This window comes from Chloroflexota bacterium (genome assembly GCA_026708035.1).
In the GTDB taxonomy this organism is placed as follows: domain Bacteria; phylum Chloroflexota; class UBA11872; order UBA11872; family UBA11872; genus JAJECS01.
The window spans coordinates 228924-253169 of the sequence record JAPOVQ010000014.1 but is presented as its reverse complement, the minus strand read 5'-3'; the positions used below and the strand labels follow the sequence as shown (position 1 = coordinate 253169).

Sequence of the window (24246 nt, the reverse complement as noted above, 5' to 3'; positions counted from 1 at the left end):
GGCGGTGCCGAGGCCCTTCCCCACGCGCCCCGCCCCCAATAATTCAAAGGTCTCCACCAGGGGAGAGGGGGCCGGACCTGCGCTTCAGGCTCCACGGGAGGAATTACGCGAAGGTCTCCGCGGGGAGAGGGCCGGGGTGAGGGGACGCCCGGCGGTCAGTCCGGTTTCGGCTCCCTCTCCCGCGGGGAGAGGGCCGGGGTGAGGGGACGCCCGGCGGTCAGTCCGGTTTCGACTCCCTCGCCTGCGGGGAGAGGGCCGGGGTGAGGGGACGCCCGGCGGTCAGTCCGGTTTCGACTCCCTCGCCTGCGGGGAGAGGGCCGGGGTGAGGGGACGCCCGGCGGTCAGTCCGGTTTCGACTCCCTCGCCCGCGGGGAGAGGGCCAGGGTGAGGGGACGCCCTGGAGTCATTCCGGCGGAGAGCCTGCCTCGGCCGTCGATAGGGGCGAGGGTGACGGAGACCCACGCCGCCGCCGGAGTCGCCACAGAATGCCGCGGCTTCGAGGTCCGGTCCCCTCTCACTCGGATGGGAGAGGGATAGGGTGAGGGTGACAGCGACCGACGCCTCCACCAGACTCCCAGCCCCTCCGAAGTCCTACCATGACCACCGGGCATCACCGGCAACGGATGGGACGCGCCAGGCTCGACCATGAAGTCGATCTCGTTCCAGTGGACCGACGGCGTCGCGCCGTGGGAGGCCGAAACCGTCGTCTCCACCGTGGCGCACATTCAAGAGGTGATGCTGGTGCTCGGCCAGCGCGCCGGCCTGAGCCTGAATCGCGGCGAGTTGCGGCCATTCGGCACCTGGGTGATTCCCGGCATACCGCGCGGATCGCCCTATTGGAGCACGCGCTGGTACGTCGACCAGAGCCTCGACAAAGCGACCGGGCAGATCTACGCGCCGAAGTTCATCAACGTGCTGCGCGACGAGCCCTGGCAGCAGGTCGGCCCCCACTATGACGTGGCCATCGTGCACGCGGATCTGCTGGACGCCCCGGAACGCAACGCCGGCGGCACCAGCGATCCCCACGTCCTGGCGGCCACCGAGGCCGACCTGGCCGCGGTGCTGTCCGTGCATCGGCTGCGGCGCATTCCCGAACATGACGATCGGCGCATGGCCGTGCGCCGGCTCGCCACGCGCAGCTTCGGCCAGGTGCTCGACCTGCCCGGCCCGGACCGCGCGCAAGCGGTCGACCTGGTGCAGGGCCGCCGCGTCTGCACCAACGTCTGTGTCATGCGCGCCGCGCCGCGCCCCGAGGACATCCTCGAGCTGGCCCGCCAGGAGCATCGCTCCCGCATCGTCTTCTGCCGCGACTGCACCAACGACCTGCTTGACCACGTCGTCGCCACGCACTTCTCGCAGAACTGAGCGCTCGGCAACTTCGTCCCACCTGGGTCGTTCCTCTCCCAGCCTGTCGCTCCGAGCGAGCGAGGAGTCTAGAGTGCCCGGGCGCAGGCGCCGGGGATGAGCCCAGGTCGGTCGATACCTGGATTCCGGCCTTCGCCGGAATGACGGACTCACCCGGTGGCCCGCGCTGCGCGCAGCGTGGGAAAGCCGAACTCTAAGCCCGCCGACCAGCGAGCCTGAGCTTCGTTGCGGCGTTCTAAGCGACGGCGACGCAGGCGCGCCGGGCCGTGCCGGCGCGTCGGTGTCGAACGCCGCGATCGAGCCCTCGCCTTATCACCAGCTCCCCGATCCGGTCATGGTGCGTGTTCTTCATCGTCACCTGGACGGCGTGGAATCCGTGGCGGCGGACAAGGTCCGCGATCTCGGGCGCGTGGTCGTAGGTGAGCATGAACTCGGGCGCGGCGTCGGCCAGCAATTGGAACAGTCGGGGATGATCGATCTCGAAATGCGTATAGAGCCGTCGTCCGGCCCGCTTGCCGCCGGCGGAGTAGGGCGGGTCGGCGAAGACCACCGAGTCCGGCATCCCCGCGAACTCTTCGAGCAGCCGCATGCCGTCGGTCTCGCGAAAGTCGATCCGGTCCGCGTGCGCGCCGATCCGCTCCAGGCGCGACACTATGGTTTCCGGATACCAGCGGGACGCCAGCCCCTTGCCGCTCTCGCCGGCGCGGCTGAGCGACGCACCGGGAGCCAAGATGCCGCCGCGGCGGGTGCGGTTGAGCACCAGCGTGCGGAAGCCCCGTTCCAACGGCTCGTCCGGCTGGGTCTGCGCCAGGGATTCGACGGCCTCGCGCGTGGGCTCGAACTCTCGGATCCGCTCGCATAGCTCGGCACCGTGGTGCAGCGCGGCCTTCCAGAAGGCCGCCACGTCCGGGTCAAGCTCGGCCAACAGGCAGCGCTCGACCAGGCCCTCCATCACCGCCGTCAGCGAGACGATGGCCCCGCCGCCGAACGGCTCGATCAGCAGCGTTGGCTTTGGGTCCAGTCCCCCGAGCCAGGCGCGGATATGCGGCACCAGCCAGGTCTTGCCGCCGGGATAGCGCAGCGGGCTGCGCTGGGGCACCGACGCCACGTTGGCGGCGGGAATCGGCGAGTGCGGGAAGTCGACCTCGGGCACCGCGTCAGGCCTTCGCCGCTTCCAGGTCCTCGCGGAGCTCGCGGATGCGGTCGCGGAACTGGGCGGCCTTCTCGAACTCGAGCGCCTCGGCGGCCAGGCGCATCTTGGCTTCGAGTTGCTTGATGTGCGCGGCCAGCTCCGCCCGGCTCATGGCGTCCACGCGGCGGAAGCCCAGCTCGTAGGCCGGCGCCTCCTCGGCGGCGCGTGGCAGGGCCTCGGCCTCTACCCGGTCGGTGAGGTCGCGCAGCCCCTTGATCACCGACTGCGGCGTGATGCCGTGCTCGGCGTTGTATTGAACCTGCAAGCTGCGGCGGCGATAGGTCTCGTCGATGGCCCGCTGCATGCTCGCCGTCACGATGTCGGCGTACATGATCACGCGCCCGTTCAGATGCCGCGCGGCGCGGCCGATGGTCTGGATCAGCGACGTATCGGCGCGCAGAAAGCCCTCTTTGTCGGCGTCCAGGATCGCCACCAGCGACACCTCGGGCAGGTCGAGCCCCTCGCGCAGCAGGTTGATCCCCACCACCACGTCGTAGACCCCGCGCCGCAGCTCGCTGAGGATCGTGACCCGGTCCAGCGTGTCGATCTCCGAGTGCAGGTAGTGCACCTTGATGCCGATCTCCGCCAGGTACTCGGCCAGGTCCTCGGCCATGCGCTTGGTGAGCGTGGTGCACAGCACGCGCTCGCCGACCCGCACGCGCTTGTTGATCTCGCCGATCAGGTCGTCGATCTGCCCCTCGGTGGGCCGCACCTCGATCGCCGGATCGACCAGCCCGGTGGGCCGCACGATCTGCTCCACGACTTGCTCGCTGTGCTCGTACTCATAGGGACCGGGCGTGGCCGACATGAAGACGGCGGACCGCATGTAGGTCTCGAACTCCTCGAAGGCCAGCGGGCGGTTGTCGAACGCCGAGGGCATCCGAAAGCCGTAGTCGACCAGCGATTGTTTGCGGCTGCGATCGCCCGCGAGCATGCCGCGCACTTGCGGCAGGGTGACGTGCGACTCGTCGACGACCAGCACGAAGTCGTCCGGGAGATAGTCCAGCAGCACCCACGGCGGCTGACCGGGGCGCCTGCCGCTCAGGTGACGGCTGTAGTTCTCGATCCCAAAGCACATGCCCGTCTCGCGCAGCATCTCCAGGTCGAAGTTGGTGCGCTGGCGCAGCCGGGCCGCTTCCAGCACCTTGCCGCGCTCGTCCAGCTGCACCGCGTACTCCCCAAGCTCGTTCTCGATGGCGCCGAGGGCGACGCTGAGACGCTCGTCCGGGGTGACGTAGAACCGCGCCGGATAGATGGTGACCGACTCCAGCTCCTCGAGGATCTCACCCGTGAGCGGCTCGATCTTGGCGATGCGCTCCAGCTCCTCGTCAAAGAACTCGCAGCGCAGCACGAAGTCGTCATAGGCCGGGTGAATCTCCACCACGTCGCCACGCACGCGGAAGCGTCCGCGCTGGAAGCCGGCGTCGTTGCGTTGGTACTGCATGCCCACCAGCCGCCGCAGCAATCGTTGCCGGTCGTATGGCTCGCCCAACGTCAGCGCCAGGCTGACCTGGCCGTAGTCCTCCGGCGAGCCGATGCCGTAGATGCACGAGACGGTGGCGACGATGATTACGTCGCGCCGCTCGAAGAGGGACCGCGTGGCCGAAAGCCGCAGCTTGTCGATCTCCCAGTTGATGTCGGTCTCTTTCTCGATGTAGGTGTCGGTGCGCGGCACGTAGGCCTCGGGCTGGTAGTAGTCGTAGTAGCTGACGAAATACTCGACCGCGTTGTGGGGAAAGAACTCCGCCAACTCCGTGGTCAACTGGGCAGCCAGCGTCTTGTTGTGCGCCAGGACCAGCGCGGGGCGCTGCAGGTCGTTGATAACGTTGGCGATGGTGAAGGTCTTGCCCGATCCGGTGACGCCGAGCAGCGTCTGGCAGCGGTAACCGGAGTCAAGGCCGTCCACCAGTTGCGCCACGGCTTTGGGCTGGTCGCCCGCGGGCGCATAGGGCGCTTCGAGCCGGAAGCCGGCGGGGACTCCGGTGCGGGGCGTGGTGGCCATGACCGATTCTAGGCCGTGAGCCTATGCTCCCGTCACGCGATTGAGATGCCCGGTGGCCCGCGCTGCGTGCAGCGTGGGATCGGCCGTCCCCCTCACCCTTACCCTCTCCCACGATGGGGAGAGGGGACCCGACCGGCTGTGATTGAATCTCCCAGGCTGCGCGCAGCCTGGGCCACCGAGCGCGGAGCGCGAGCGGGCGGCTAGCGATGCAGTTGCCCATTCAGCGCCCGCTCAAGATTGGCCAAGTATTCGGCAAAGGCCTGGCGGCCCGCCGGCGTCGCCTGAATCCACGTGCGCGGCTTGGCCCCTACGAACTCCTTCGTGAGGACCAGGTAGTCCGCGTCCTCGAGCTTGCGCAGGTGGATGGTCAGGTTGCCGCCGGTGAGGCCCAGGGTTTTCTGGATGAAGCCGTAGGCGAGCCGGTCCGTCTCCGGCTGGCCCACCAGCAGCGTCATGATTCGCAGTCGCGTGGCCTGGTGGATCGTCTCGTCGAGGACGACGGCCTCCTCGGTCAAAGGACGCCGCACTTGCGGATCCAGGTCGCGCCCAGCGCCACCACGGCCAGCATCGCCGCTCCCGTCACCAACAGCGCCGCGTCACCCGCGAAATAGCTGGGCAGGTAGTACGCCGCCGCGAACCCCACGCCGACCGCCGCAATTGCGGGGCGGTGCATGATGCCGAACAGCACGAGCCCCAGCGCCACGATGCCCACGGCGACCCGCGGAATGGCGGCCCCGGCATCGTCCGCCGTCCACAGTCCCGCCGCCGCCGGCACAAGAAACGCCGCGACCATCACTGCGAGCCAGAAAACGAACACCCGAATGCCAGCGCTCCGAGCGCCGTCGCCGACCGCGATCTCTCGGCCCGCGCGATGCCCGATGAGGGCGCTGCCCACCATTCCGGCACCCGCGAGCGCACCCCACAGCAGTCCGGGGTACCACGGGGTGCCGGCCGCAAATTCAGTCGCCAGCGTCGCAATGGCGTACTGCGAGAATGCACCCACGGCGACAATGGCGCCCCAGAGAAGCAAGATCGTCGCTGTGCCGGCGACATACATTGAATTTCGGGCGCGATCCAGGGTCGCGTGGACGGAGCTCCAGCTCTCGCCGGGCGTGAGAGCCGCCGTTTCCGGATCTGATCCTTGCATCGCCTGCCTCCCTGTCCTATTGGGCCGATTCCCGAGATTGAGTTTGTAACACAAACTAGTTTATCGAGCTAATCGAAGCGTTGCAAGCGGCTTGGCGTCGTCGTTTCCGGGATGCCACCCTCATGCCACGCGACCGAACGAAGTAACTGCCAGTGAGCCCCAACGCCGAGCGTTCGCCCCTGCCGGTGCTGCTGATCGTCAACGGGTATGCGGCGTCGGGAAAGACGACGCTCGCACGGGCGCTGTCCCGCGATCTGCGGTGGCCGCTGGTGGCGAAGGATGAGTTCAAGGAGCTGCTGTTCGACCGGCTCGGCGCAGCCGACTACAAGGATTCCAAGCGGCTCGGGGCGGCGGCGATCGAGGTGATGTTCGGTGTGGCTCGCGAGCTTTTGGTCGCCGGGACGTCAGTCATCATCGAATCGCCGCTGGTTCCGCGCTATGACAACGTCCGTCTCCGTGCCCTGGAACGCGACGCCGACTTCCTGACCGTCCAGGTGGTGCTCACGGGCGATCCCGACGTGCTCTTCGAGCGCTACCGGTCGCGCGCCGAGCGCGGCGAGCGACATCCGTGCCATTTCGACGATGACCGCCTCTCGGACATGCACGCGATGCTGCACGCGCCGTTCGAGTCGCTCACCGTTTCCGGCGAAACCCTCTATTTCGACACCTCGCGCCTCTCGGGCGCGACGATCGCCGAAATGCAGCGGCAAACCATCGCGGTCATTGACGCGCTGTCTGCCTCGACCGATTCACAATCCGGCGAGTGAGCGCTGCGTGACGGTCCGGTCCGTCATTCCGGCGGAAGCCGGAATCCAGGTCCGGGCTGCCGCGCCGTCATCCCCGCGCCGAGATCGAACGTCTGTGATTCTTCGCCTGCGGCTCGGAACGACAATTCAAAGGAGTCCTCGGTGGCCCGCGCTGCGTGCAGCGTGGGACCGGCCGCGGTTCAAACTCCTAGGCTGCCCGCAGCCTGGGCCACCGGGCACCGGGCACCGGGCAGAATGGGCGTCGCGTCGCCAGTCGGGTCGGCTCACCGCATACCGGAGTGTCACTTGCCTGGACGGACTCCTCGCCCTGACAGATTCGGATACACGGGCTACGGCGTCGCCATCGTGATGCCGGAGAATGTGCGCCAGGAAGTCGCCAAGGTACGCGAGCAACCGGGCCTCCCCGCCTCGACCACGCCTCCCCATGTCACCGTGAAAGGAACCTTCGCCGATCCGACCGACCTCGAGGAGGTCATTGAGATCACGTCCGCTGCCGCCGCGGACACGACGCCATTCGCGGTGGAGTTCGGCGACCTGACGGTCTGGGATGCGCATGACCGGCGAATCGTCGTCGTATCCGTGATGCGCTCGCCCGAGTTGGATCGCCTGCATCGAAGGCTGATGTGTGGAATCGGTCCCATCTCGACCAGCGTGTATCTCCCCGATCGCCCTGAGCCCGTCGAAGGCTTTCGGTTTCACCTGACGCTTTACCAGGGCGCGGACGAGTTGAGACACGCCCGCGGAATGCAAGCGGCCCGAGACCTCAGCTTGCCGGCACGCGTCGAGGCAAGCGGCATAAGCCTCTTCGCCCGCGTGAACCGCCCTGCCGGTCACGAATGGCGACAACTCCAGGACTTTCCGTTCGCGACGCGTCGACCATGCGGCGTGTGAGCGCGCGGCCGGAACCGTTGGGAGATTAGTTTTAGTCCGAAGTTAAACCCCGAACACGCCAAGAAACTCCCAACCTCCAGATTGGCAACGTCGCGGTGCACACTCTCCGGACCTAGCTTTATCGCCGTCATTCCGGCCCTTGAGCCGGAATCCAGGCTCCAAAACCCTCTGTGATCAATCCCCGCGCCTGCGGACGGGCACTCTAGACTCCTCGCTTCGCTCGGAGTGACACCGTGAGCGTGAATTCTCGGTGGCCCGCACTACGTGCAGCGTGGGACCGGCCGCCAGTCACTCCCACCTAGCCAAAGCCGCGTCGTCTGCGCGCCGTATTTTGGGGAAGTAACGGTTCATGCTGTCCCAACAGATCCGCGCGACGGTGTCGTCAAGGTAGGCCTTGTCGACGAGGCCCAGGAGCGGCCGGACCGTTTCGCCCTTGTTCCGGTGGGATTGTGTCCTGTCGATCAGATCAACAGAAATACCCAGGAAATCTGCCAGCCGCTGGGCTGACGTACGGATTTCGGACGTGCGAATGGTCATCAGCCGATCCGGCGGAATGACTTGCGGTGGACCCTCCGCATGAATGGACCATCGGGTCACGAAGCAATCCAGCGAATACACGCCGATCTCTTTCAGACCACGGTCCGACCGCTGGTGCGGATACTTCGATGGCTCGAACCACCAGTCCAAGAAGCTCTGCACATCCGCTGGGATAGTTCGAGTGATGAGGTGGTTGATGACCGACTCGACCCACGTGTAGCAGTCACGGATGAGCTGAATGAACTTGGCGTCGGGGAAGAGTGTCGCAAGCCGCTCCATGACGAATTGGTTGGCCCACGACGAATCAAAATCCAGCCCGAGGCGTCCGTCACGCTGGCGCAGATACCTATCGAGTTCAGCGGAATCGATGCGGCCCGAATCGAGCGCCAAAATCGCGTCAAGCAGCTCTGCCCGTTCCGGCTCGTGGGCAGTTCGGAATTCGGTTTCGAGCATGCCAGCAAGCGAGGAAGTGCCGGCCTTGGCAGCTCCGACGCAGTACGCCTGAAATCTCCTCGGGCCGGGCTGTCCACCTGTGTGCGTCACCGACCACCGTTTCGCCATCGAGCTAGCCAGCATGCTGGAGCAGCTACGCAGATCCCTTCAGGATTTCGCCCAGCCGCCGCCCGATGATCTCCGGCTCGCCGGGCTGAAGGTTGGCGGAGTAGGCCTCGAGTTGATTCCGCGCCGGGTCGACGCGGACGTAGATTGTGGGCTCGCCGGCCAGCAGCGCGTCGCCGATCGTCTGGGCGTCGGCTCCGGACCAGTCGGGCTCGAATCCGACCACCGCCGTCGGCACGAAGAAGCGGTCGTCGTCGAACTCCACCGTCGCGCGCACGCCGTCGATCTCGCCGACGTCATCGACGATGACCTCGACCAGGTCGCGCATCTCCCGCAGCATCTGGTCCTCGTCCGAGTCCATGTAGCTGCGCAGCGCGGCGTAGAGGCCCACCATTTCCTCCTTGGCCACCTTGGAGGGACGGCCGATGGCGTGATTGGGACTGCTGTTCAGGTGGGCCGCCTCGATGAGGTCCGCGCGTCCGTAAAGCAGCCCGGTCGCCTGCGGACCGCGGATGACCTTGCCGCCGCTCATCGTCACCAGGTCGGCGCCGTCGCGGATGAAGCGCGTCAGGTTTTCGCGCGGCGGCACCGTCATGGCCGCGTCCACGATCACCGGAACGCCGCGAGCGTGGGCGATCTCGGCTACCTGAGGCAGGGTCAATCCGCCGCGCGGATTCCCCGGCGCAAAGAGGAACGCCACCGCCGCCGTGCGGTCGGTCAGCGCGGCCTCCAGCTCCTCCGGCAGGCACGCCGACACGTTGCCCACTTCGACAATCCGCGCGCCTGTGAAGCCGTACATGTGGCTGTAGGGACCGCGATGGATTTTCTGGATCACCATCTCGCACTTGAGACCCGTCGTGTCGGGCAGGCGCCGGATGGCGGCGAGGTCGCTTCCCGTCATGCAGGCGGCCAGCGAGAGCACCATCCCGGCGGCGGCCCCGGCCACCACCATGCCGGCCTCGGACTCGGTCACTTCCGCGATGTAGGCGCCGATGCGGCGGTTGAGCGTCTCGACCGAGACGAACGCCCGCCCGGCCTCGGCCATCGCCGCCAGCGTGTCCGCCCGCATCAGCGAGCCGCCATAGTTCGTGGTTGGCCCGCCGGCATGGATCACCAGCGGCACGCCCAGCTCGTCGTAGACGCGGTTCGATGGTCGCGTGGCCTTCATGAAGCTGCCCAAGAACCTGCTTTGTGCGTGTATAGCACGCTGCCTCTGATGTCGAGCGGCTATGCTTTCCGTCACGCATGCGACAGGCCAAATGAACAACCCACCGAGCGATCCGGGGGCGCGGAGGCGCCCTGCGCACCTCCGCGCCGTACTGTCTGCCCAGCCGTTGGCAGCTTCGGCATGAGCCGCCCGCGGCTGATGATTCCGGGTCCGATCGACCTCGAGCCGGAGGTACTTAAGGCACTAGCCGAACAGGTAGTTCCGCACTATGGCGACGCCTGGGTGGCGGCCTACCGGCACGTGCGACGGAACCTGCTGGCCATCGCGGAAAGCAAGGGCGACGCCTTCGTGCTCGCCGGCACGGGCATCGTGGGCATCGACGCCGCCATTGGAACGGCGGTGCCCACGGGCGGCCATCTGATCGTGGTGGACAACGGCTTCTTTTCCGGTCGCATGTGCGAGGTCGCCGACGGCTACGGCATCACCACCCACGTCCTGCGCACGGCACGCGGCGAGCCGGTTCGGCCCGACGAGCTTGCGGCGTTCATGCAGGCTCACCCGGAGGCCAGGGTCGTGGGCCTGACGCACGGCGAAACCGCAACCGGCGTGCTCAATGACCTGGAGTCACTCGGCAGCGTGGTGGCGGATGCGGGTCGCTTTCTCATCGTCGACGCCGTGTCCACCTTCGGCGCGGCCCGTGTGGCGGTCGATGACTGGGGCATCGGCATCTGCTGCACGGCGTCGCAGAAGGCCCTGGAAGCCCCGCCGGGCGCGGCGCCGGTGATCGTCAATCCGCAAGCCTGGGAGTTCCTGGAGTCGAGCGGCGCCGCGAATCACGGTATCTACAGCGACCTGCGCGTCTGGCGCCGCTACGCCACCGAAATGGCCGAGTTTCACCCCCAGCCGGCCACGATGCCGGTCAACGTCATCGCCGCGCTGACCGTGGCAACCGATCGAATCCTCGCCGAAGGTCTAGAGCAGCGATACCAGCGTTATCGGGAGACCGCCGGTCAAGTGCGCGCGCGGGCGCACGCCGCGGGGTATGAGCCGCTGGCGGCGGACGAGTGGGCGTCGCCCACCGTCACGGCCCTGCGCCCGCCAGACGGCCTCGTGGCGGACGACGTCGTGGCGGCGGTGCGTGAGCGCGCGAACATCCAACTTGGCAGTGGCATCGCGGAGCTCGCCGGGCAGGTATTCCGGGTGGGGCACATGGGGCTCTCAACGACCGACGCCTATCTCGACGACCTGTTCGGCGTGCTCGACGCGCTCTCGGACGCGCCGGAGCGCGCGGCGTCCTGACCGCCCCGCCGCGACGGGCTGTTTGGAAAATAGGCGTTGACACGCGCCGAGCGCCCGCCGTAGGCTCGCCATTGCTGGAAAGGCTGTGACTGGGACGAGTACCCGTCAAAAGCCGCGTTAGAGAGCCGGACCTCGCGCTGCAAGTCCGGTCGCGGCGACGACGGCGAATGGCCCCACGAGCCGCGGACCCAACGGGCATGCCCAAGTAGGCTCCGCCGGAGGCCCTCCGTTAGCACAGGGCAGGATATCGAGCGCAAGCTCCGTATCCGGAAGAAGGGGCGCCTTGCGCGCCCAAAGCAGGGTGGCACCGCGAAGGCACGAGCCTCTCGCCCCTCAGGCGAGAGGTTTTTTTTTGCCGCGCGCGGGCGCCGGAAGGAGGAGTCGGATGGGCATGACGCAACTGGTGGACGCGCGCACGGATCAGCGCGCGTGGGCCCTCGACCAGCTCGCCCACGGCCGCGCGGTCCCGATCTTCGACGAAATACCCGGCGACCTGGACACGCCGGTTTCGGTGTTCCTCAAGCTGCGTGCCGGCAACCCCGCATTCCTGCTCGAAAGCGTGGAAGGCGGCGAGCAGGTGGCGCGGTATTCATTCGTCGGCGCGCGACCGGCGCAAAGCCTCAGCTTCCGCGACGGCGAGGCGACTTTCACCGACAGAGGCGGCAAGGGCCGCACCGAGACCTACACCGATCCGCTCGACCTGGTGGCGCAGCTGTTGGACGCGGCCGATGTCACGCCCAATCCAGAGTTGCCCCGCTTCCAGGGCGGCACGGTCGGCTATCTCGCCTACGACGCGGCGGCCGATTTCGAGCGGCTGCCGGTGCCGGCGCCGGACCCGCTGGGCGTGCCCGACGGCATGTTCATGCTCTGCGAAGAGCTGGTGATCTTCGATCACGTCCGCGACGTGATGCGGCTGGTCACGGTCGCCCGTCCGCATCCGGACCCGACTGTGGGATACGCCGCGGCGCGGGACCGTCTTGCAGCGCTCGCGGAGCGCATCGTAGGCCCCACGCCGATCCCGCCAGCGGGCGCCGCGTCGCCGGTCAACGGGCACGTGGACTTGAGCATGTCCAAGGCTGAGTTCATGCAGGCCGTCGGGCGGGCGAAGGAATACATCTCCGCGGGCGACATCATCCAGACGGTGCCGTCGCTGCGGCTCAGCCGGAAGCTCACCGTCGACCCGATCGAGGTCTACCGCGCGCTGCGGCGCATCAATCCGTCGCCCTACATGTTCTATGTGGACTTTGGCGACGTGCAGCTTGCCGGCGCGTCTCCCGAGATGATGGTGCGCTACGAGGACGGCCAGGTGCGCATGCGCCCCATTGCGGGAACCCGGCCCCGCGGCGAGGACCCCGACGCTGACGCGGAGTTGGCGCGCGAGCTCATCGCCGATCCGAAGGAGCGCGCCGAGCACGTGATGCTCGTCGACCTGGGCCGCAACGACGTCGGGCGCGTGTCCGTATCGGGCTCGGTCGCCGTCGACAACTTCATGAGCATCGAGCGCTACTCGCACGTGATGCACATCGTGAGCGACGTGACCGGCACGCTCGAGCCCGGCCGCACGGGACTGGACGCGCTGCGCGCCTGTTTCCCGGCGGGAACGCTCTCCGGCGCGCCCAAGATTCGGGCGATGGAGATCATCGCCGAGCTGGAGAACCTGCGACGCGGGCCGTACGGCGGCGCCGTGGGCTACGTGAGCTACTCGGGGGACCTCGACACGGCCATCACCATTCGAACCATGGTCGTCCGCGACGGCATGGCGCATGTGCAGGCCGGCGCGGGGATCGTGGCGGACTCCGTGCCCGAGCTGGAGTACCACGAGTGCCTCAACAAGGCGCGGGCGCTGCTGCGGGCGATCGAGATCGCCGAGGAGGCTGGTCATGCTGCTCGTGCTCGATAACTACGACTCGTTCACTTACAACCTGGTGCAGTTCCTCAGCGTGATCACGGATGACATCGAGACGCACCGCAACGACGCGCTGACGGTGGCCGATATCGAGGCGAAGGCCCCGGAAGCCATCGTGGTGTCTCCGGGTCCGTGCACGCCGGCCGAGGCCGGCATTTCGGTTGACCTCATCGCCACCCTGGGGCCGCGCATCCCCACCCTCGGGGTGTGCCTGGGCCACCAGTCGGTCGGCGCGGCGTTCGGGGGGCGCATCGTGCGGGCGCCGGAGCTGATGCACGGCAAAACCTCGCCAATCCATCACGACGGTGACGAGCTGTTCGAGGGCTTGCCGGACCCGTTCACCGCCACCCGCTACCACTCGCTCATCATCGAGGAGGAGAGCATGCCGGCGGAGCTGAATGTTACGGCCCGCACTCCGGAAGGGCTTATCATGGGCGTGCGGCATCAGACCCACCCGATATTCGGCGTGCAATTTCACCCGGAGTCGATTCTGACGACGGTGGGGCCCGATTTGCTCCGGAACTTCGTCAAGCTGGCCGGCATGCGGACACTCTCATGATCGTCGGCGCGATCCAGACCGTGGTCGAGGGGCGGTCGCTGGCGCGCGACACGGCGCGCGAGGTCATGGAGGCCATCCTCACCGGCGGCGTCACGCCCGCGCAGTTCGGCGCGCTCGTTACCGCCCTGCGCCTCAAGGGCGAGTCGGCGGATGAGATCGCCGGCTTCCTGGAGAGCATGCGGGCGCACGCCACGCGGGTGGACCTGGGCGACCTGCCCGCCGTCGACGCCTGCGGGACGGGTGGCCGCGGGGTCAGCTGGTTCAACGTGACGACCACCGCCGCGCTCGTTGCCGCCGGCGCCGGGGCGAAGGTCGCCAAGCATGGCAACCGGTCCTTCACTCGCAAGAGCGGCAGCGCAGACGCCTTCGAAGCTCTGGGTGTTCGGCTGGCCGTAACGCCGGCGGTTGTCGCCCAGAGCGTGCGCGAGGCCGGGATCGGGTTCATGTTCGCCCAGGCCTTTCACCCCAGCATGAAGTTCGCGGCGCCGCTGCGCCGGGAGATCGGCATCCGGACGATGTTCAACGTCTTGGGCCCTTTGACGAACCCCGCCGGCGTGCGGCGACAGCTCCTCGGCGTGGCCACTCCCGCGTTGGCGGCGACCATGGCGGCCGCCCTGCAGAAGATGGGCGCCGTCCGCGTGCTCGTGGTTGCCGGCCATGGGGGCATGGACGAAGTCACGCTTGACGGCCCCACGCAGGTGACCGAACTCCGCGACGGCTCGATCGCTTCGTACACCGTCAGTGCCGAGGATCTGGGGTTGGCGGCCAGTGAACCGGGAAGCGTGGCCGGCGGCACGCCCGACGAAAACGCCGTCACCATCCGCGGCATCCTCGACGGCGCCGACCGCGGCCCGCGTCGCGACCTGGCGATCGCCAACGCGGCCGGCGTGCTGCTCGCCGCCGGGGTCGCCGATTCGTGGCGCGACGGCGTCGAACGCGCCGCGGCCGCCATCGACGACGGCGCGGCGGCGGCGAGCCTGGAACGTATGGTCGCCATCACGAACAGCACGTCCGGCAGCTAGATGACGATTCTTGACGAGATCGTCGAGCACAAGCGCCGCGAGGTAGCGCAAGCGGCGGCGGCCATGCCGCTTGCCGAAATGCGGCGGCGCGGCGAGGCGCCGCGCGAGCGGCGCTCGCTATGGCATGCCCTGGACGTCGACGCGGTCGTCGTGATCGCCGAGATCAAGCGCGCGTCGCCGACGGCCGGAGTCTTCACGGAGGACTTGGACCCGGCGGCGCAGGCCGCGAAATACGCCGACAGCGGGGCGGCCGCCATTTCGGTGCTCACCGATCAGGCGTACTTTCGCGGATCGCTGAGCGACCTCGAGCAGGCCCGCGACGCCTGCGAGCTGCCGGTGATCCGCAAGGAGTTCATCGTTGACGCCTACCAGATCTACGAGTCGGCGGCGGCCAACGCCGACGCCGTGCTGCTCATCGTCGGCCTGACGCCCGAGCAGGACCTGGACGAAGACCTGGCGCTGGTGCATGAGCTGGGCATGGAAGCGCTGGTCGAGGCGCACGTGGAAGAGGAAGTGGAGCAGGCCCTTGTTGCCGGCGCCCGCATCGTGGGCATCAACAACCGGGACCTGCGTTCGTTCAAAACCGATCTCGCCGTGACCGAGCGACTCTGCGCCATGATTCCCGACGACATCACCATCGTGAGCGAGAGCGGCGTGCGAACCCCGGCCGACGTGCGACGGCTGGCCGCCAGCGGCGTGAGCGCCGTGCTGGTCGGCGAGTCGATCGTGACGGCGCCCGACGCGGGCAGCCAGCTCCGGGAGCTGGTGGCGGCCGGAGCGGCGGCATAAGCCGTGCTGGTCAAGATTTGCGCGCTGCTGAGACCCGACGACGCGGCGGCCGCGGCCGCCGCGGGGGCCGACATGCTGGGCGTGATCTTCGCGCCCTCCTGGCGCCGGCGGACCGTGGCCGAGGCGCAGCGCATCTTCGATGCGGCGCCGGCCGGTCCCGAGCGCGTGGGCGTATTTGTCGATGCGCCGCTGGCGGAGGTCGAGGAGGTTGCCCGGGCGTGCCATCTGGACCGAATCCAGCTTGGCGGCGGCGAAGACCCGGACTATTGCGCCGCCTTGGGATCGCGGGCAGTCAAGACTCTGCGGCTGCCGCGCGACGAGGCCATCGTGGCCGATTTCGACGTAGATCTCTTCCACTTCGACACCGCCCACGCCACGCGAGCCGGCGGCACGGGCGAGTCGTGGGACTACGCCACGGCACAGTCCTTGACGCGGGAGCATCCGGTGCTGCTGGCCGGAGGGCTCACACCGGACAACGTGGCGACCGCCATCGCCGCCGCGCGGCCGTTTGGCGTGGACGTCGCCAGCGGCGTCGAGACCGATCGCGCCAAGGACCCGGACAAGATCGAAGCGTTCGTTCAGCGCGCGCGCGCGGCTTTCGCGGCGCTGGAAACCGCCGCCTAGCCATGCGACGGCTTGCCGCGGCACTGCTCGTGGCGGGGGCGCTGGCATGCGGCTGCACGCAGGGCTTCATGCTCGAAGACGGCGAGCGTCCGTCGGACGAACTCACCGACGCCAAGTTCGTGTTCGGCGAGGGTCAGACCGAGATCGAGATGCGTCCGGCCCCGACGAGCCTCAAACCCACGCCCACACCCACGCCAACGCCGGCGCCGGCCCCAACCCCGGCGCCCCAGCCCCCTCCGACGGCCTCGCCGGCATCCGCGCCCGCCGACCAGTCGCCAACGCCGGGTGGAGGCACTGGGGCGACTGGCAGGGCGACGCCGGTCGCGACGTTTACTGAGTCAACTGGCGCGGAGTTCGAGGGAACGCCGCCGGTGACGGAAACCGTCGCGGCGGCGCCGCTGGACGCCCAAGCCATTGCCGCCAATCCGTTGGCGACTTCAATCCTCATTCCCAACCCGGCCGTGGACCCTGGGCTGGCGACGGCTCAGGAATCGTCAGACTCCGCCGAGTTCTTCCTGCCCGAAATGATCGCCGAAATCGGTCTGGAGAGCTTCGCCTTCCGGGTCAGCAATCGCCCGCCGGAATCGGATGCGTTGAGCGAGCGGCAGCGCGTCGTTCAGCTGGTGCAGTTCATCTTCGTGCATACCGACGTCCCAGCAGCGCAGGCGTTCTATGAGTTTCTCAGCACGACGTTCGTCAGCGGCTCCGCCAACTCCCGGGAAGAGGCGACGAAGGAGTACTACCCCAACCTTGTGTCGGAATTGAACGGGTTCCGCGACGTGCTTGAGGGCGCGGACGAGACGACGCTCGCCGTCCTCGAAATCGATCCGAACGTGCCTGAGGGCGCGCCGTCCAGCGGCGCGCCGGTGCCAACCGTGTACTACATCGTGCTGCTCGAAGGCCGAATCACCGCCGCGATCGACGTGGTGTACATCCTCGAACAAGATCCCCGCAACGTCGTGCCTATCGGCGACCTGCTGCTGTCCCGCATTCCGCCGGAACTCCGTACGACCGAGGCTCCGTGACGACCGCCGCGCGCGCATCGACACCTGACGCCGCGGGCTACTTCGGGCCGTGGGGCGGCCGCTACGTGCCGGAAACCTTGGTGCCGGCGCTCGAAGAGTTGGAGCGCGCCTTCATGCGGCTGCGCCACGACTCCGCGTTTCAGTCCGAGCTGGAGCGCCTGCTCCGCCACTACGCCGGTCGGCCCACGCCGATCTACGAAGCGCGCCGGCTGCAAAAGGAGTTAGGCGGCGCTCGGGTTTGGCTCAAGCGCGAAGATTTGGCGCACACCGGCGCGCACAAGATCAACAACGCGCTCGGCCAGGCGCTGCTGGCGGTGCGCAGCGGCAAGCGGCGCGTCATCGCCGAGACCGGCGCCGGCCAGCACGGTGTGGCCACCGCGACGGTCTGCGCCATGTTCGGCCTGGAATGCGTGGTCTACATGGGCGAAGAGGACGTCCACCGCCAGGCGCTCAACGTCGTGCGCATGCGCATGCTCGGGGCCGAGGTGGTGCCGGTGACGTCCGGCAGTCAAACCCTGAAAGACGCCATCAATGAAGCCTTGCGCGATTGGGTGACCCACGTGGAGACGACGTTCTATCTCTTTGGCTCGGCCACCGGGCCCCATCCTTACCCGCTGATCGTCCGGGAATTCCAGAAAGTCATCGGCATCGAGGCGCGCGCGCAGATGCTCGAGCAGGCCGGTCGCCTGCCGGACACGGTGGTCGCCTGCGTCAACGGCGGCAGCAATGCCATCGGCATCTTTCACCCGTTCGTCGACGACCCGGTCGGACTGGTCGGCGTGGAAGCGGGCGGCACGGGTCCGGCGGAGACCGCCGCCACGTTGGAAGCCGGCACTCCCGGCATCCTGCACGGGGCGATCAGCTACCTGCTGCAAGACGAAGACGGCCAGATTGCTCCCACGCACAGCATCGCCGCCGGACTGGACTATCCGGGCGTGGGGCCTGAGCACGCCTATCTCCAGGACACCGGTCGCGCCACCTACGTCTCGGTGACCGACGAACAAGCCCTGGATGCACTGCAGACCCTGGCGCGTCTGGAGGGCATCATTCCCGCGCTGGAATCCGCGCACGCCATGGCCCACGCCATCGAGCTGGCGCCAACGCTGCCGGCCGACGCGTCGATCCTGGTGAACCTGTCGGGCCGAGGCGACAAGGACATGGACACCGTTGTCAGCGCTCTCGGAGCCACCGGTTGAGCCGCATCTCCGCCGCGTTCAGCGACGCGGCCGCCGACGGCCGGCTCGTGATCGCCCCATACGTGGCGCTGGGCTATCCGGACATGCCGACCTCGGTGGAGTTGGCCCGGGCTTACCTCGACGCGGGCGCGAACATGCTGGAGCTTGGCGTCCCGTTCAGCGACCCGATCGCCGACGGGCCGACCATCCAGCGAGCGACCCAGCGCGCGCTGGTGGAGGGCGCCACCCTCGCCGGCTGCATCGAGGCCGCCGCCGCCATTCGAGCCGCCACCGGCGCGCCGCTGGTGCTGATGGGGTATGCGAACCCGTTCATGCAGTGGGGCTACGAGGATTTGGCCCGCGACCTGCAGGGCGCCGGAGTCGACGGCCTGATCGTTCCCGACCTGCTGCCGGACGATAACGAGGAGTTGGCGCAGGCGTGCGCCGCCCACGACCTCGACGTGATTTCGCTGCTGGCGCCGACGACGCCGAGCGAGCGAATCGGCCGCGTGGCCGAGCGCGGAAGCGGCTTCCTCTACTGCGTGAGCCTCACGGGCGTGACGGGCCGGCGCGAAGACCTGCAAACCGGCCTCACGCCCTTCCTCCGACGGGTCGGGGAGTCCACCACGCTGCCTCGTGCAGTCGGCTTTGGCATTTCGACCCCGGCGCACGTACAGGCCCTCTGCGGACAGGCGGAAGCGGCGATCATGGCCAGCGCGCTGATCGACATCTTCGACGCCGCGCCGCCCGCCGCGGCGGTGAGCCGGGCGGCCGCCCAGGTCGGCGCCATGGTGGACGCCGCACGATGCCGCTGATCGCAGCCATCCTCGCCGGGGTGGCGCTGCTCTGGGCCGCGGTAACCGCCCACACCGCCTGGCGCCTGACCCATCCCCCGCGCGGCTGGCGCCCGCACGATTGGCAGCCGTCCGACCTGCCGCTCCAGGCCACGACGATCCAGGCCGAGGACGGCGTGCCCGTCCGTGTCTGGGTGGCGCCGCAAGCCAACGCTCCGGCGACCGTGATCTGCGTGCACGGCTGGGGCACCAACCACACCGAAATGGAGTGGCGGGCCGGTCGACTGCACCGCGCCGGCTACTCGGTGGTGCTGTTTGACTTTCGCGCCTGCGGCGAGTCGGGAGGCCGCATGTGCAGCGCCGGCGTGCACGAAATGCGCGACCTGCGGGCCGTCGTTGACCTGGCAGCCAATGACCCGTCGCTCGACGGCGCCCCCATCGTCATCCTGGCGAACTCCATGGGCGCGGCGGTGGCGATCACCGTGGCCGCGAGCGAGCCTAGAATCCGGGCCATCGCCAGCGACGCCGCCTATGCCTCCCTGGAAAGCGCCACCGCCTGGGGATTCCGGACCTTCACCGGCCTGCCGCCGTGGCCGTTCAAGCGCGGCGTCACCTGGCTCGTGGAGCGCATGACCGGGGCGCGGATGCGCGATCTGGCGGTGATCGAGTCGATTGGCAGTCTGAGTCCGCGCCCGGTGCTGATCGCGCATGGCACGGACGACCCGCTAGTTTCGCCCCACGACGCCGAGGCTCTTTACGCGCGCGCGGGCGAGCCCAAGGAGCTCTGGCGAGTGCCGGACGCGGGCCACGTCGTGGCGGAATTCGTCGAACCCGAGGTCTACGACGGGCGGGTCACCGGCCTGTTCACGCGCGCGCTGGAAGAGCCGGCGGCGCCAGGGCCATGACCTCGAGCTCTTCGGGCAGCAGGTCCGGCTCGAGATCGAGTTCGGACGCCTCCACGCGGCGCACGGTGCGACCGGCCAGGAAGCCGCTGGCTTCGAGCGTGGCGATCGGAAATGGGAACTCACGGCCCGACGGGCGATAGTGCATGGGAATGGCGACCCGCGGGTCGATCTGGTCGACGACCTCCGCCGCCCCGGCCCCGTCCAGCGTGAAATGACCGCCGACGGGAATGCAGACAACGTCGTGGCCCCTGGTCTGCGCGATGAGATTGGCGTCCAGGACGTGCCCAAGATCCCCCAGATGCAGGAGTCGGACACCGCCCGCGGCCACTGACAGCAGCGCCGTGCGACCCCGCGCGGCTCCCTGCTCCTGGTCGTGATAGGCGCCGGCGATCACCGTCGCCGTCACGTCCCCGAGTTCAACCTCGCCCGCGTGCCACAGGTCGGCGCTCGCGCCTCGGACGACTTTGGGACGCCCGGGCGCCAACCCCACGTTGGCGTGATCGGCGTGCTCGTGACTGAGCAGCACCAGGTCAATGTTCGGCAGCGCCGGAACGGGATAGCCCAGGGCGTCGTTGAGCGGATCGATCAGAACGCGGACGCCGGCCGGGCTGCACAGCAGAAAGCACGCGTGTCCCAACCACCGAAGCCGGGTCGTGGGCTCAGACGCCACTGGGCCAATCGTCGGCGACCCGGCTGCGACCCTCCAGCGCCATGGCGATGGTGGCGGCGTCGACGTACTCGATGTCGCCGCCGCGGGCGAGGCCCCGCGCGAGCCGGCTGACGACGAGCGAATCCGTTTCCAAGATGCCGTTGATGTAGGCCGCGGTGGCGTCCCCTTCGATGCTGGCGTTCGTCGCGACGATCACCTCACGCAGCCCCTCGCGCCGCACGCGCTCGGCCAGGGCGGAGAGGTTGAGCTCATCGGGTCCCACGCCGTCCAGCGGCGCGATCACCCCGTGCAGCACGTGATACACGCCGTTGAATCCGCCCGAGCGCTCGATGGCGAGCAGATCGAGCGGGTCCTCCACCACGCAGAGGAGCTGCTGATCGCGCGCGGGGTCGCAACAGATCGAGCAGGGGTCCTGGTCGGCATAGTTCCCGCACCGCGCACAAGTGACCACGTGCTCGCGCAGGCCGGTCACCGCGGCGCCCAGCGCCGCCACCTGCGCCGCGGGCGCGCGCAGCAGGAAGAAGGCCAGACGCTGGGCCGTCTTCGGCCCGATGGTGGGCAGCCGGCCAAACTCCTCGATCAGACGCGTGATCGGCCGCGGGATCGGGTCCGGCACGCGCTACAGCCCGGGAATGCCGAGCCCGCCGGTCAAGCCTCCGAGCTTACGCTTGGCCAGTTCCTGCGACTGGTCGACGGCCTCATTCACCGCGGCGGTCACCAGGTCCCCAAGCAACTCGGGATCGTCCGGATCGATGGCCGCGGGATCGATGGCGATCGACTCGATGTGCTGGTCGCCCGTGATGACGACCGTCACCGCGCCGCCGCCGGACGTGACCTCCAGCGTGGCGGCGCGCAACTCCTCCTGCGCCTTCTCCATCTGTCGCTGCAGCTGCCGCATCATCTTCATGGACACCGGCTAGGCTCCTTCGGTGCGCTCAACGTCAAGTGGCTGAGCCCCATAGTCCCTCATTGCCACACGCACGACCGGATCGTTGCTGGCCGGCGACCTGGGGGATGTCGGCCGCGGAGCGGCGGCCTCACGCTCGAGACGATTGCGCACGCGCAGAGACGTGCCGAAGGTCCGCGTGAGCGCCTCGGCCATCAATTGCCGGGCCTGCGGCCGATCCACCTGGTCCAAGAGAAGCTGGCTCCGATAGCCGATGGTGACCACGTCGCCCGTCAGGGCCAGCACCTCGCCCTGCTCCGCGTATGGCGCCAGCATGCGCGAGGCCTCTCGCACGACTCCAATCCACTCCGACGCGCGCGACTTGATCGTCTCGACCGTCAGCTCGTCCAAGGTAGCGGCAGCCGTGGGGGTGACCTCGGCTTGGGTCTGCTTGGGCGGCGACGCAGGTCTGGTGGGCGCCGGCGGCGGCTGGGCAGTCGCCACGGCGTCGCCGTGCACCCGCAAGACGGCACGGGCGAACGCCAGCTCGAGATCGAGAATGGGATCGCCGACCTCTCGCGAGGGTGGCTCGGGCTCCGCGAAGACCTCGAGCGCCTGCACGACTTGGCCGATGGAGATGCGGCGGGCGAGTGCCGCGATTTCCGGATCGTCGCGCACGTGGCCGGCCTCGGCCGCGCCCGCGCTGAGCAAGAGCACGTCGCGCAGCAGATCGACGACCTGCGCCCGCAGCGTGCCCGGGCTGTTGCCGTCGGCCATGGCCTGCTCGATGGCGCCCAGGCCCGCCGCCGCATCGCCCGCGGCAATGGCCTCCACCAGCGCCAGCACCGCCGCCCGACCGGTGAGCCCAAGCATGCCGTTCACGTCGTCCAGCGTCACGGTCTCCTGGGCAAAGGCCAGCGCCTGGTCGAGCAATGAGATCGCGTCGCGCAAGCTGCCGCCGGCGCTGCGGGCCAGCACGGCAAGCGCCATCTCATCGACCGAGGTTCCCTCGGCGGCGGCCACGCTGCGGAGCTGATCGATGAGTTCCACCGTGCCGATGCGGCGAAACGTCAGATGCTGGCAGCGCGAGCGAATGGTGAGCGGAACTCGATGGGGCTCGGTGGTAGCCAGCACGAACAGCGTGCGGGTCGGCGGTTCTTCCAGAGTCTTCAGCAACGCGTCTTTCGCCGAGGCCGACAGCTGGTGGATCTCGTCGATGATGTAGACCTTGTAACGCCCGCCGGCGGGCGCGAACTGGGTTTGCTCACGCAGCAGCCGCACGTCGTCGACGCTGCTGTGCGACGCCGCGTCCATCTCCAACAGATCGACGAATGTGCCGGCGGCAATGTCGCGGCAGTGGTCGCACGCGGCGCAGGGCTCGGGCTGCACGCCTTCGCGGCAATTGACCGCCTTCGCCAGCAGGCGCGCGGCGGTGGTCTTGCCGGTGCCGCGCTCTCCCGAGAAAAGGTAGGCGTGGCTCAGCCGGTTGTGCGCCAGCGCGTTTTGCAATATCCGCACCACGTGCGGCTGACCCACAAGCTCGCCAAACCGCTGCGGCCGATAGCGGTTGTAGAGCGCTTGAAAGGCGGGCGTCGCCGAATCGGTCATGGGGTCTATCGTGTCACGAAATCGGCTAAGGGTGAGGCCGCGCCCTGCCGTTGAGCACCGGCCGCCGCCTTACCGACGCCGCCGGCTCGAGCCAGGTGATCCCGCGGCACCCAAAGATGGCTCCGTACCGCTGCTTCCTCTCGGACCTGACGGGGTTAGGAGGTCTTCGTCGCACGAGGCCCAGCCGTCAACACCGATGAACGGCGGCAGACACGACGGTGGCAACCCTCAGGCAGGTATTCAGCCCGCTGTAGCGGATTGCGGTTCCAGGGCACCGCTAGCTCCCCACCTAGCGCGGCCTCGCCTCGATAGTAGGCGGAGCGCCAAGGAGGGTCAATGCGCCGGGCGGCAGGGGCCATGAATCCCATTGGGCCCGTCATGCCCAGTGCCGCCTGTCGCTGCGGAAGGGGGGTACGCACGCCCCTGGAAACCCCGCGCCGTTTCGACGGCCATCGAATCCTGCGCCGCCTCCCTTAGGAAAACTTCACACTTCCCGCCACGAAGGAAGAAACGTTTACACTGCGCGCCACGGAAGCCTGACTGCGCCCGGTGCGGCAACACCAGGTTCAGCCCGCCGGCGTCGCTGGGGACGTTCCGACGACGGACGACGCAAGAGTGGAGGCGGCATTCGATGCGACGCGGATTGATTGGCCCGGCCATCGCGGCGGCGCTAGTCGTTGCCATCGTAGGTGGCCTCGCCGCCACGACTGGCATCGGCGACCTCGAGATCTTCACGCCGGGTCGAGGCACCGACTCGGAACGGCTATCGACAGTCGAAGACTTCCTGGCCGAAAACTCAGAGGCGGTGAAGACCGAGTTGTCCCGCATGCAGCAGGAGATCGATGCCCTCGCGGAAGCGGCTGTGACCGCGAGCCCGACGCCAGCCCCGGAGCCGGCCGCACCCGGCGAACTCTCCCTACCAATCACGGTATCTGGGACCGGCTCCGACGCGCAGTTCGTCACGTTGACGGACGGGCTATGGGCACTGGACGTGCTGTTGGAGAACAACTCCGAATGCTCGTCGTCCAACAGGTGTGTTCCCGGACGCTTCTCGGTTGAGGTCGAAACCGTCGACGGGCTTGGGCGTGTGGACGTAGATTCCGTCGACGGGACTAGGTACGACTCCTTTCGGTGGGGATCGACTGAGATCGTCGATGCAGATTGGCGGGATAGGACTTTCTTGCGAGTTGGGGTGCTCTGGAATCCCGACCTTGATGCCGGCAAGCAGGTCGTATCCGTCACGGCGGCTTCGACGGGTGAGTGGACGCTGACATTTCGGCTATTGGTCGCCACGCAAACAGTGACCCCAGCAGGCGCCACTTCGACGACGACCCCATGACCCTGCACGAGGCCATTA

24 protein-coding genes and 1 other RNA gene are annotated in these 24246 nt (G+C 68.3%); 14 read left to right on the top strand and 11 right to left on the bottom strand.

Features of this window, described 5'->3' with window-relative positions:
* The first annotated feature begins 645 nt into the window (after positions 1 to 645).
* Positions 646 to 1365 (top strand): hypothetical protein, encoded by a 720-nt coding sequence (locus OXG33_07045; protein ID MCY4113676.1) that lies wholly within the window; start codon positions 646 to 648, stop codon positions 1363 to 1365.
* A gap of 235 nt (positions 1366 to 1600) precedes the next feature.
* On the opposite strand, the gene OXG33_07040 is transcribed toward OXG33_07045, so the two are convergent.
* The 4 genes from OXG33_07040 to OXG33_07025 all read right to left on the bottom strand — a co-directional run bounded on the left by OXG33_07040 (position 1601) and on the right by OXG33_07025 (position 5706).
* Positions 1601 to 2518: a DNA adenine methylase gene (locus tag OXG33_07040; GenBank protein MCY4113675.1), complete on the bottom strand. Its 918-nt coding sequence runs from the start codon at positions 2516 to 2518 to the stop codon at positions 1601 to 1603.
* A gap of 4 nt (positions 2519 to 2522) precedes the next feature.
* Positions 2523 to 4559, bottom strand: a complete 2037-nt coding sequence (gene uvrB / locus OXG33_07035) for an excinuclease ABC subunit UvrB (GenBank protein ID MCY4113674.1) — start codon at positions 4557 to 4559, stop codon at positions 2523 to 2525.
* A gap of 200 nt (positions 4560 to 4759) precedes the next feature.
* Positions 4760 to 5086, bottom strand: a complete 327-nt coding sequence (locus OXG33_07030) for a transcriptional regulator (protein ID MCY4113673.1) — start codon at positions 5084 to 5086, stop codon at positions 4760 to 4762.
* Entirely contained in the window at positions 5071 to 5706 is a 636-nt protein-coding gene (locus OXG33_07025; GenBank protein ID MCY4113672.1) for a hypothetical protein, read from the bottom strand. Before OXG33_07025 ends, OXG33_07030 begins: the two co-directional genes overlap by 16 nt.
* Positions 5707 to 5858: 152 nt before the next feature.
* Between OXG33_07025 and OXG33_07020 the strand changes: the two genes are divergently transcribed.
* Both OXG33_07020 and OXG33_07015 read left to right on the top strand, forming a co-directional pair.
* A complete protein-coding gene (locus tag OXG33_07020; protein MCY4113671.1) occupies positions 5859 to 6473 on the top strand; it encodes an ATP-binding protein in 615 nt (204 codons plus the stop codon).
* A 285-nt stretch (positions 6474 to 6758) separates the two neighbouring features.
* On the top strand, positions 6759 to 7364 hold the full coding sequence (locus tag OXG33_07015; protein ID MCY4113670.1) for a 2'-5' RNA ligase family protein: 606 nt from the start codon (positions 6759 to 6761) through the stop codon (positions 7362 to 7364).
* 288 nt (positions 7365 to 7652) lie between these two features.
* Here OXG33_07015 and OXG33_07010 read toward each other — a convergent pair whose 3' ends face one another.
* Positions 7653 to 8477: a hypothetical protein gene (locus OXG33_07010; GenBank protein ID MCY4113669.1), complete on the bottom strand. Its 825-nt coding sequence runs from the start codon at positions 8475 to 8477 to the stop codon at positions 7653 to 7655.
* A gap of 10 nt (positions 8478 to 8487) precedes the next feature.
* A complete protein-coding gene (locus OXG33_07005) occupies positions 8488 to 9627 on the bottom strand; it encodes an aminotransferase class V-fold PLP-dependent enzyme (GenBank protein ID MCY4113668.1) in 1140 nt (379 codons plus the stop codon).
* Positions 9628 to 9807: 180 nt separating this feature from the next.
* Between OXG33_07005 and OXG33_07000 the strand changes: the two genes are divergently transcribed.
* The 10 genes from OXG33_07000 (at position 9808) to OXG33_06955 (ending at position 19725) form a co-directional block, all read left to right on the top strand.
* Positions 9808 to 10926 carry an alanine--glyoxylate aminotransferase family protein gene (locus tag OXG33_07000; GenBank protein MCY4113667.1) on the top strand — a complete coding sequence of 373 codons (1119 nt, stop codon included), beginning with the start codon at positions 9808 to 9810 and terminating at the stop codon, positions 10924 to 10926.
* A 385-nt stretch (positions 10927 to 11311) separates the two neighbouring features.
* Entirely contained in the window at positions 11312 to 12826 is a 1515-nt protein-coding gene (gene trpE, locus OXG33_06995) for an anthranilate synthase component I (protein ID MCY4113666.1), read from the top strand.
* Positions 12801 to 13391, top strand: a complete 591-nt coding sequence (locus OXG33_06990) for an aminodeoxychorismate/anthranilate synthase component II (GenBank protein ID MCY4113665.1) — start codon at positions 12801 to 12803, stop codon at positions 13389 to 13391. Before trpE ends, OXG33_06990 begins: the two co-directional genes overlap by 26 nt.
* On the top strand, positions 13388 to 14413 hold the full coding sequence (gene trpD, locus OXG33_06985; protein MCY4113664.1) for an anthranilate phosphoribosyltransferase: 1026 nt from the start codon (positions 13388 to 13390) through the stop codon (positions 14411 to 14413). Before OXG33_06990 ends, trpD begins: the two co-directional genes overlap by 4 nt.
* Positions 14414 to 15202, top strand: coding sequence for an indole-3-glycerol phosphate synthase TrpC (gene trpC / locus OXG33_06980; protein ID MCY4113663.1), 789 nt, complete (start codon positions 14414 to 14416; stop codon positions 15200 to 15202).
* 3 nt (positions 15203 to 15205) lie between these two features.
* Complete coding sequence (locus tag OXG33_06975) at positions 15206 to 15826, top strand: phosphoribosylanthranilate isomerase (protein ID MCY4113662.1); 621 nt, start codon at positions 15206 to 15208, stop codon at positions 15824 to 15826.
* Positions 15827 to 15828: 2 nt separating this feature from the next.
* Positions 15829 to 16851: a hypothetical protein gene (locus OXG33_06970; GenBank protein MCY4113661.1), complete on the top strand. Its 1023-nt coding sequence runs from the start codon at positions 15829 to 15831 to the stop codon at positions 16849 to 16851.
* The gene (trpB, locus tag OXG33_06965) at positions 16848 to 18047 is read left to right on the top strand and encodes a tryptophan synthase subunit beta (GenBank protein ID MCY4113660.1); all 1200 of its coding nucleotides are present in this window, start codon (positions 16848 to 16850) and stop codon (positions 18045 to 18047) included. Before OXG33_06970 ends, trpB begins: the two co-directional genes overlap by 4 nt.
* Positions 18044 to 18841: a tryptophan synthase subunit alpha gene (trpA, locus tag OXG33_06960; GenBank protein MCY4113659.1), complete on the top strand. Its 798-nt coding sequence runs from the start codon at positions 18044 to 18046 to the stop codon at positions 18839 to 18841. The genes trpB and trpA overlap by 4 nt, the downstream gene beginning before the upstream one ends.
* Positions 18832 to 19725: an alpha/beta fold hydrolase gene (locus tag OXG33_06955; protein ID MCY4113658.1), complete on the top strand. Its 894-nt coding sequence runs from the start codon at positions 18832 to 18834 to the stop codon at positions 19723 to 19725. The genes trpA and OXG33_06955 overlap by 10 nt, the downstream gene beginning before the upstream one ends.
* Here OXG33_06955 and OXG33_06950 read toward each other — a convergent pair.
* From OXG33_06950 to ffs, 5 genes are all read right to left on the bottom strand, one after another.
* Positions 19685 to 20395: an MBL fold metallo-hydrolase gene (locus OXG33_06950; GenBank protein ID MCY4113657.1), complete on the bottom strand. Its 711-nt coding sequence runs from the start codon at positions 20393 to 20395 to the stop codon at positions 19685 to 19687. The two genes, OXG33_06955 and OXG33_06950, sit on opposite strands and share 41 nt — an antisense overlap.
* Positions 20385 to 21011: a recombination mediator RecR gene (gene recR, locus OXG33_06945; protein ID MCY4113656.1), complete on the bottom strand. Its 627-nt coding sequence runs from the start codon at positions 21009 to 21011 to the stop codon at positions 20385 to 20387. Before recR ends, OXG33_06950 begins: the two co-directional genes overlap by 11 nt.
* A 3-nt stretch (positions 21012 to 21014) precedes the next feature.
* Positions 21015 to 21302 carry a YbaB/EbfC family nucleoid-associated protein gene (locus OXG33_06940; GenBank protein ID MCY4113655.1) on the bottom strand — a complete coding sequence of 96 codons (288 nt, stop codon included), beginning with the start codon at positions 21300 to 21302 and terminating at the stop codon, positions 21015 to 21017.
* 9 nt (positions 21303 to 21311) lie between these two features.
* Entirely contained in the window at positions 21312 to 22889 is a 1578-nt protein-coding gene (dnaX, locus tag OXG33_06935) for a DNA polymerase III subunit gamma/tau (protein ID MCY4113654.1), read from the bottom strand.
* A 37-nt stretch (positions 22890 to 22926) separates the two neighbouring features.
* An RNA gene (gene ffs, locus OXG33_06930) (signal recognition particle sRNA large type) lies at positions 22927 to 23187 on the bottom strand.
* A gap of 333 nt (positions 23188 to 23520) precedes the next feature.
* Between ffs and OXG33_06925 the strand changes: the two genes are divergently transcribed.
* Positions 23521 to 24228, top strand: coding sequence for a hypothetical protein (locus tag OXG33_06925; protein MCY4113653.1), 708 nt, complete (start codon positions 23521 to 23523; stop codon positions 24226 to 24228).
* The last annotated feature ends 18 nt before the right edge of the window (positions 24229 to 24246 follow it).

What these genes read in the sequence shown, in the direction of transcription:
- OXG33_07045 (MCY4113676.1), top strand. Translation starts at nt 646, where the DNA reads ATGAAGTCGATCTCGTTCCAGTGGACCGACGGCGTCGCGCCGTGGGAG.
- uvrB (MCY4113674.1), bottom strand. Translation starts at nt 4,559, where the DNA reads ATGGCCACCACGCCCCGCACCGGAGTCCCCGCCGGCTTCCGGCTCGAA.
- OXG33_07025 (MCY4113672.1), bottom strand. Translation starts at nt 5,706, where the DNA reads ATGCAAGGATCAGATCCGGAAACGGCGGCTCTCACGCCCGGCGAGAGC.
- OXG33_07010 (MCY4113669.1), bottom strand. Translation starts at nt 8,477, where the DNA reads ATGCTGGCTAGCTCGATGGCGAAACGGTGGTCGGTGACGCACACAGGT.
- OXG33_07005 (MCY4113668.1), bottom strand. Translation starts at nt 9,627, where the DNA reads ATGAAGGCCACGCGACCATCGAACCGCGTCTACGACGAGCTGGGCGTG.
- OXG33_07000 (MCY4113667.1), top strand. Translation starts at nt 9,808, where the DNA reads ATGAGCCGCCCGCGGCTGATGATTCCGGGTCCGATCGACCTCGAGCCG.
- trpE (MCY4113666.1), top strand. Translation starts at nt 11,312, where the DNA reads ATGGGCATGACGCAACTGGTGGACGCGCGCACGGATCAGCGCGCGTGG.
- trpD (MCY4113664.1), top strand. Translation starts at nt 13,388, where the DNA reads ATGATCGTCGGCGCGATCCAGACCGTGGTCGAGGGGCGGTCGCTGGCG.
- trpC (MCY4113663.1), top strand. Translation starts at nt 14,414, where the DNA reads ATGACGATTCTTGACGAGATCGTCGAGCACAAGCGCCGCGAGGTAGCG.
- OXG33_06970 (MCY4113661.1), top strand. Translation starts at nt 15,829, where the DNA reads ATGCGACGGCTTGCCGCGGCACTGCTCGTGGCGGGGGCGCTGGCATGC.
- OXG33_06955 (MCY4113658.1), top strand. Translation starts at nt 18,832, where the DNA reads ATGCCGCTGATCGCAGCCATCCTCGCCGGGGTGGCGCTGCTCTGGGCC.
- OXG33_06940 (MCY4113655.1), bottom strand. Translation starts at nt 21,302, where the DNA reads ATGAAGATGATGCGGCAGCTGCAGCGACAGATGGAGAAGGCGCAGGAG.
- dnaX (MCY4113654.1), bottom strand. Translation starts at nt 22,889, where the DNA reads ATGACCGATTCGGCGACGCCCGCCTTTCAAGCGCTCTACAACCGCTAT.
- OXG33_06925 (MCY4113653.1), top strand. Translation starts at nt 23,521, where the DNA reads ATGCGACGCGGATTGATTGGCCCGGCCATCGCGGCGGCGCTAGTCGTT.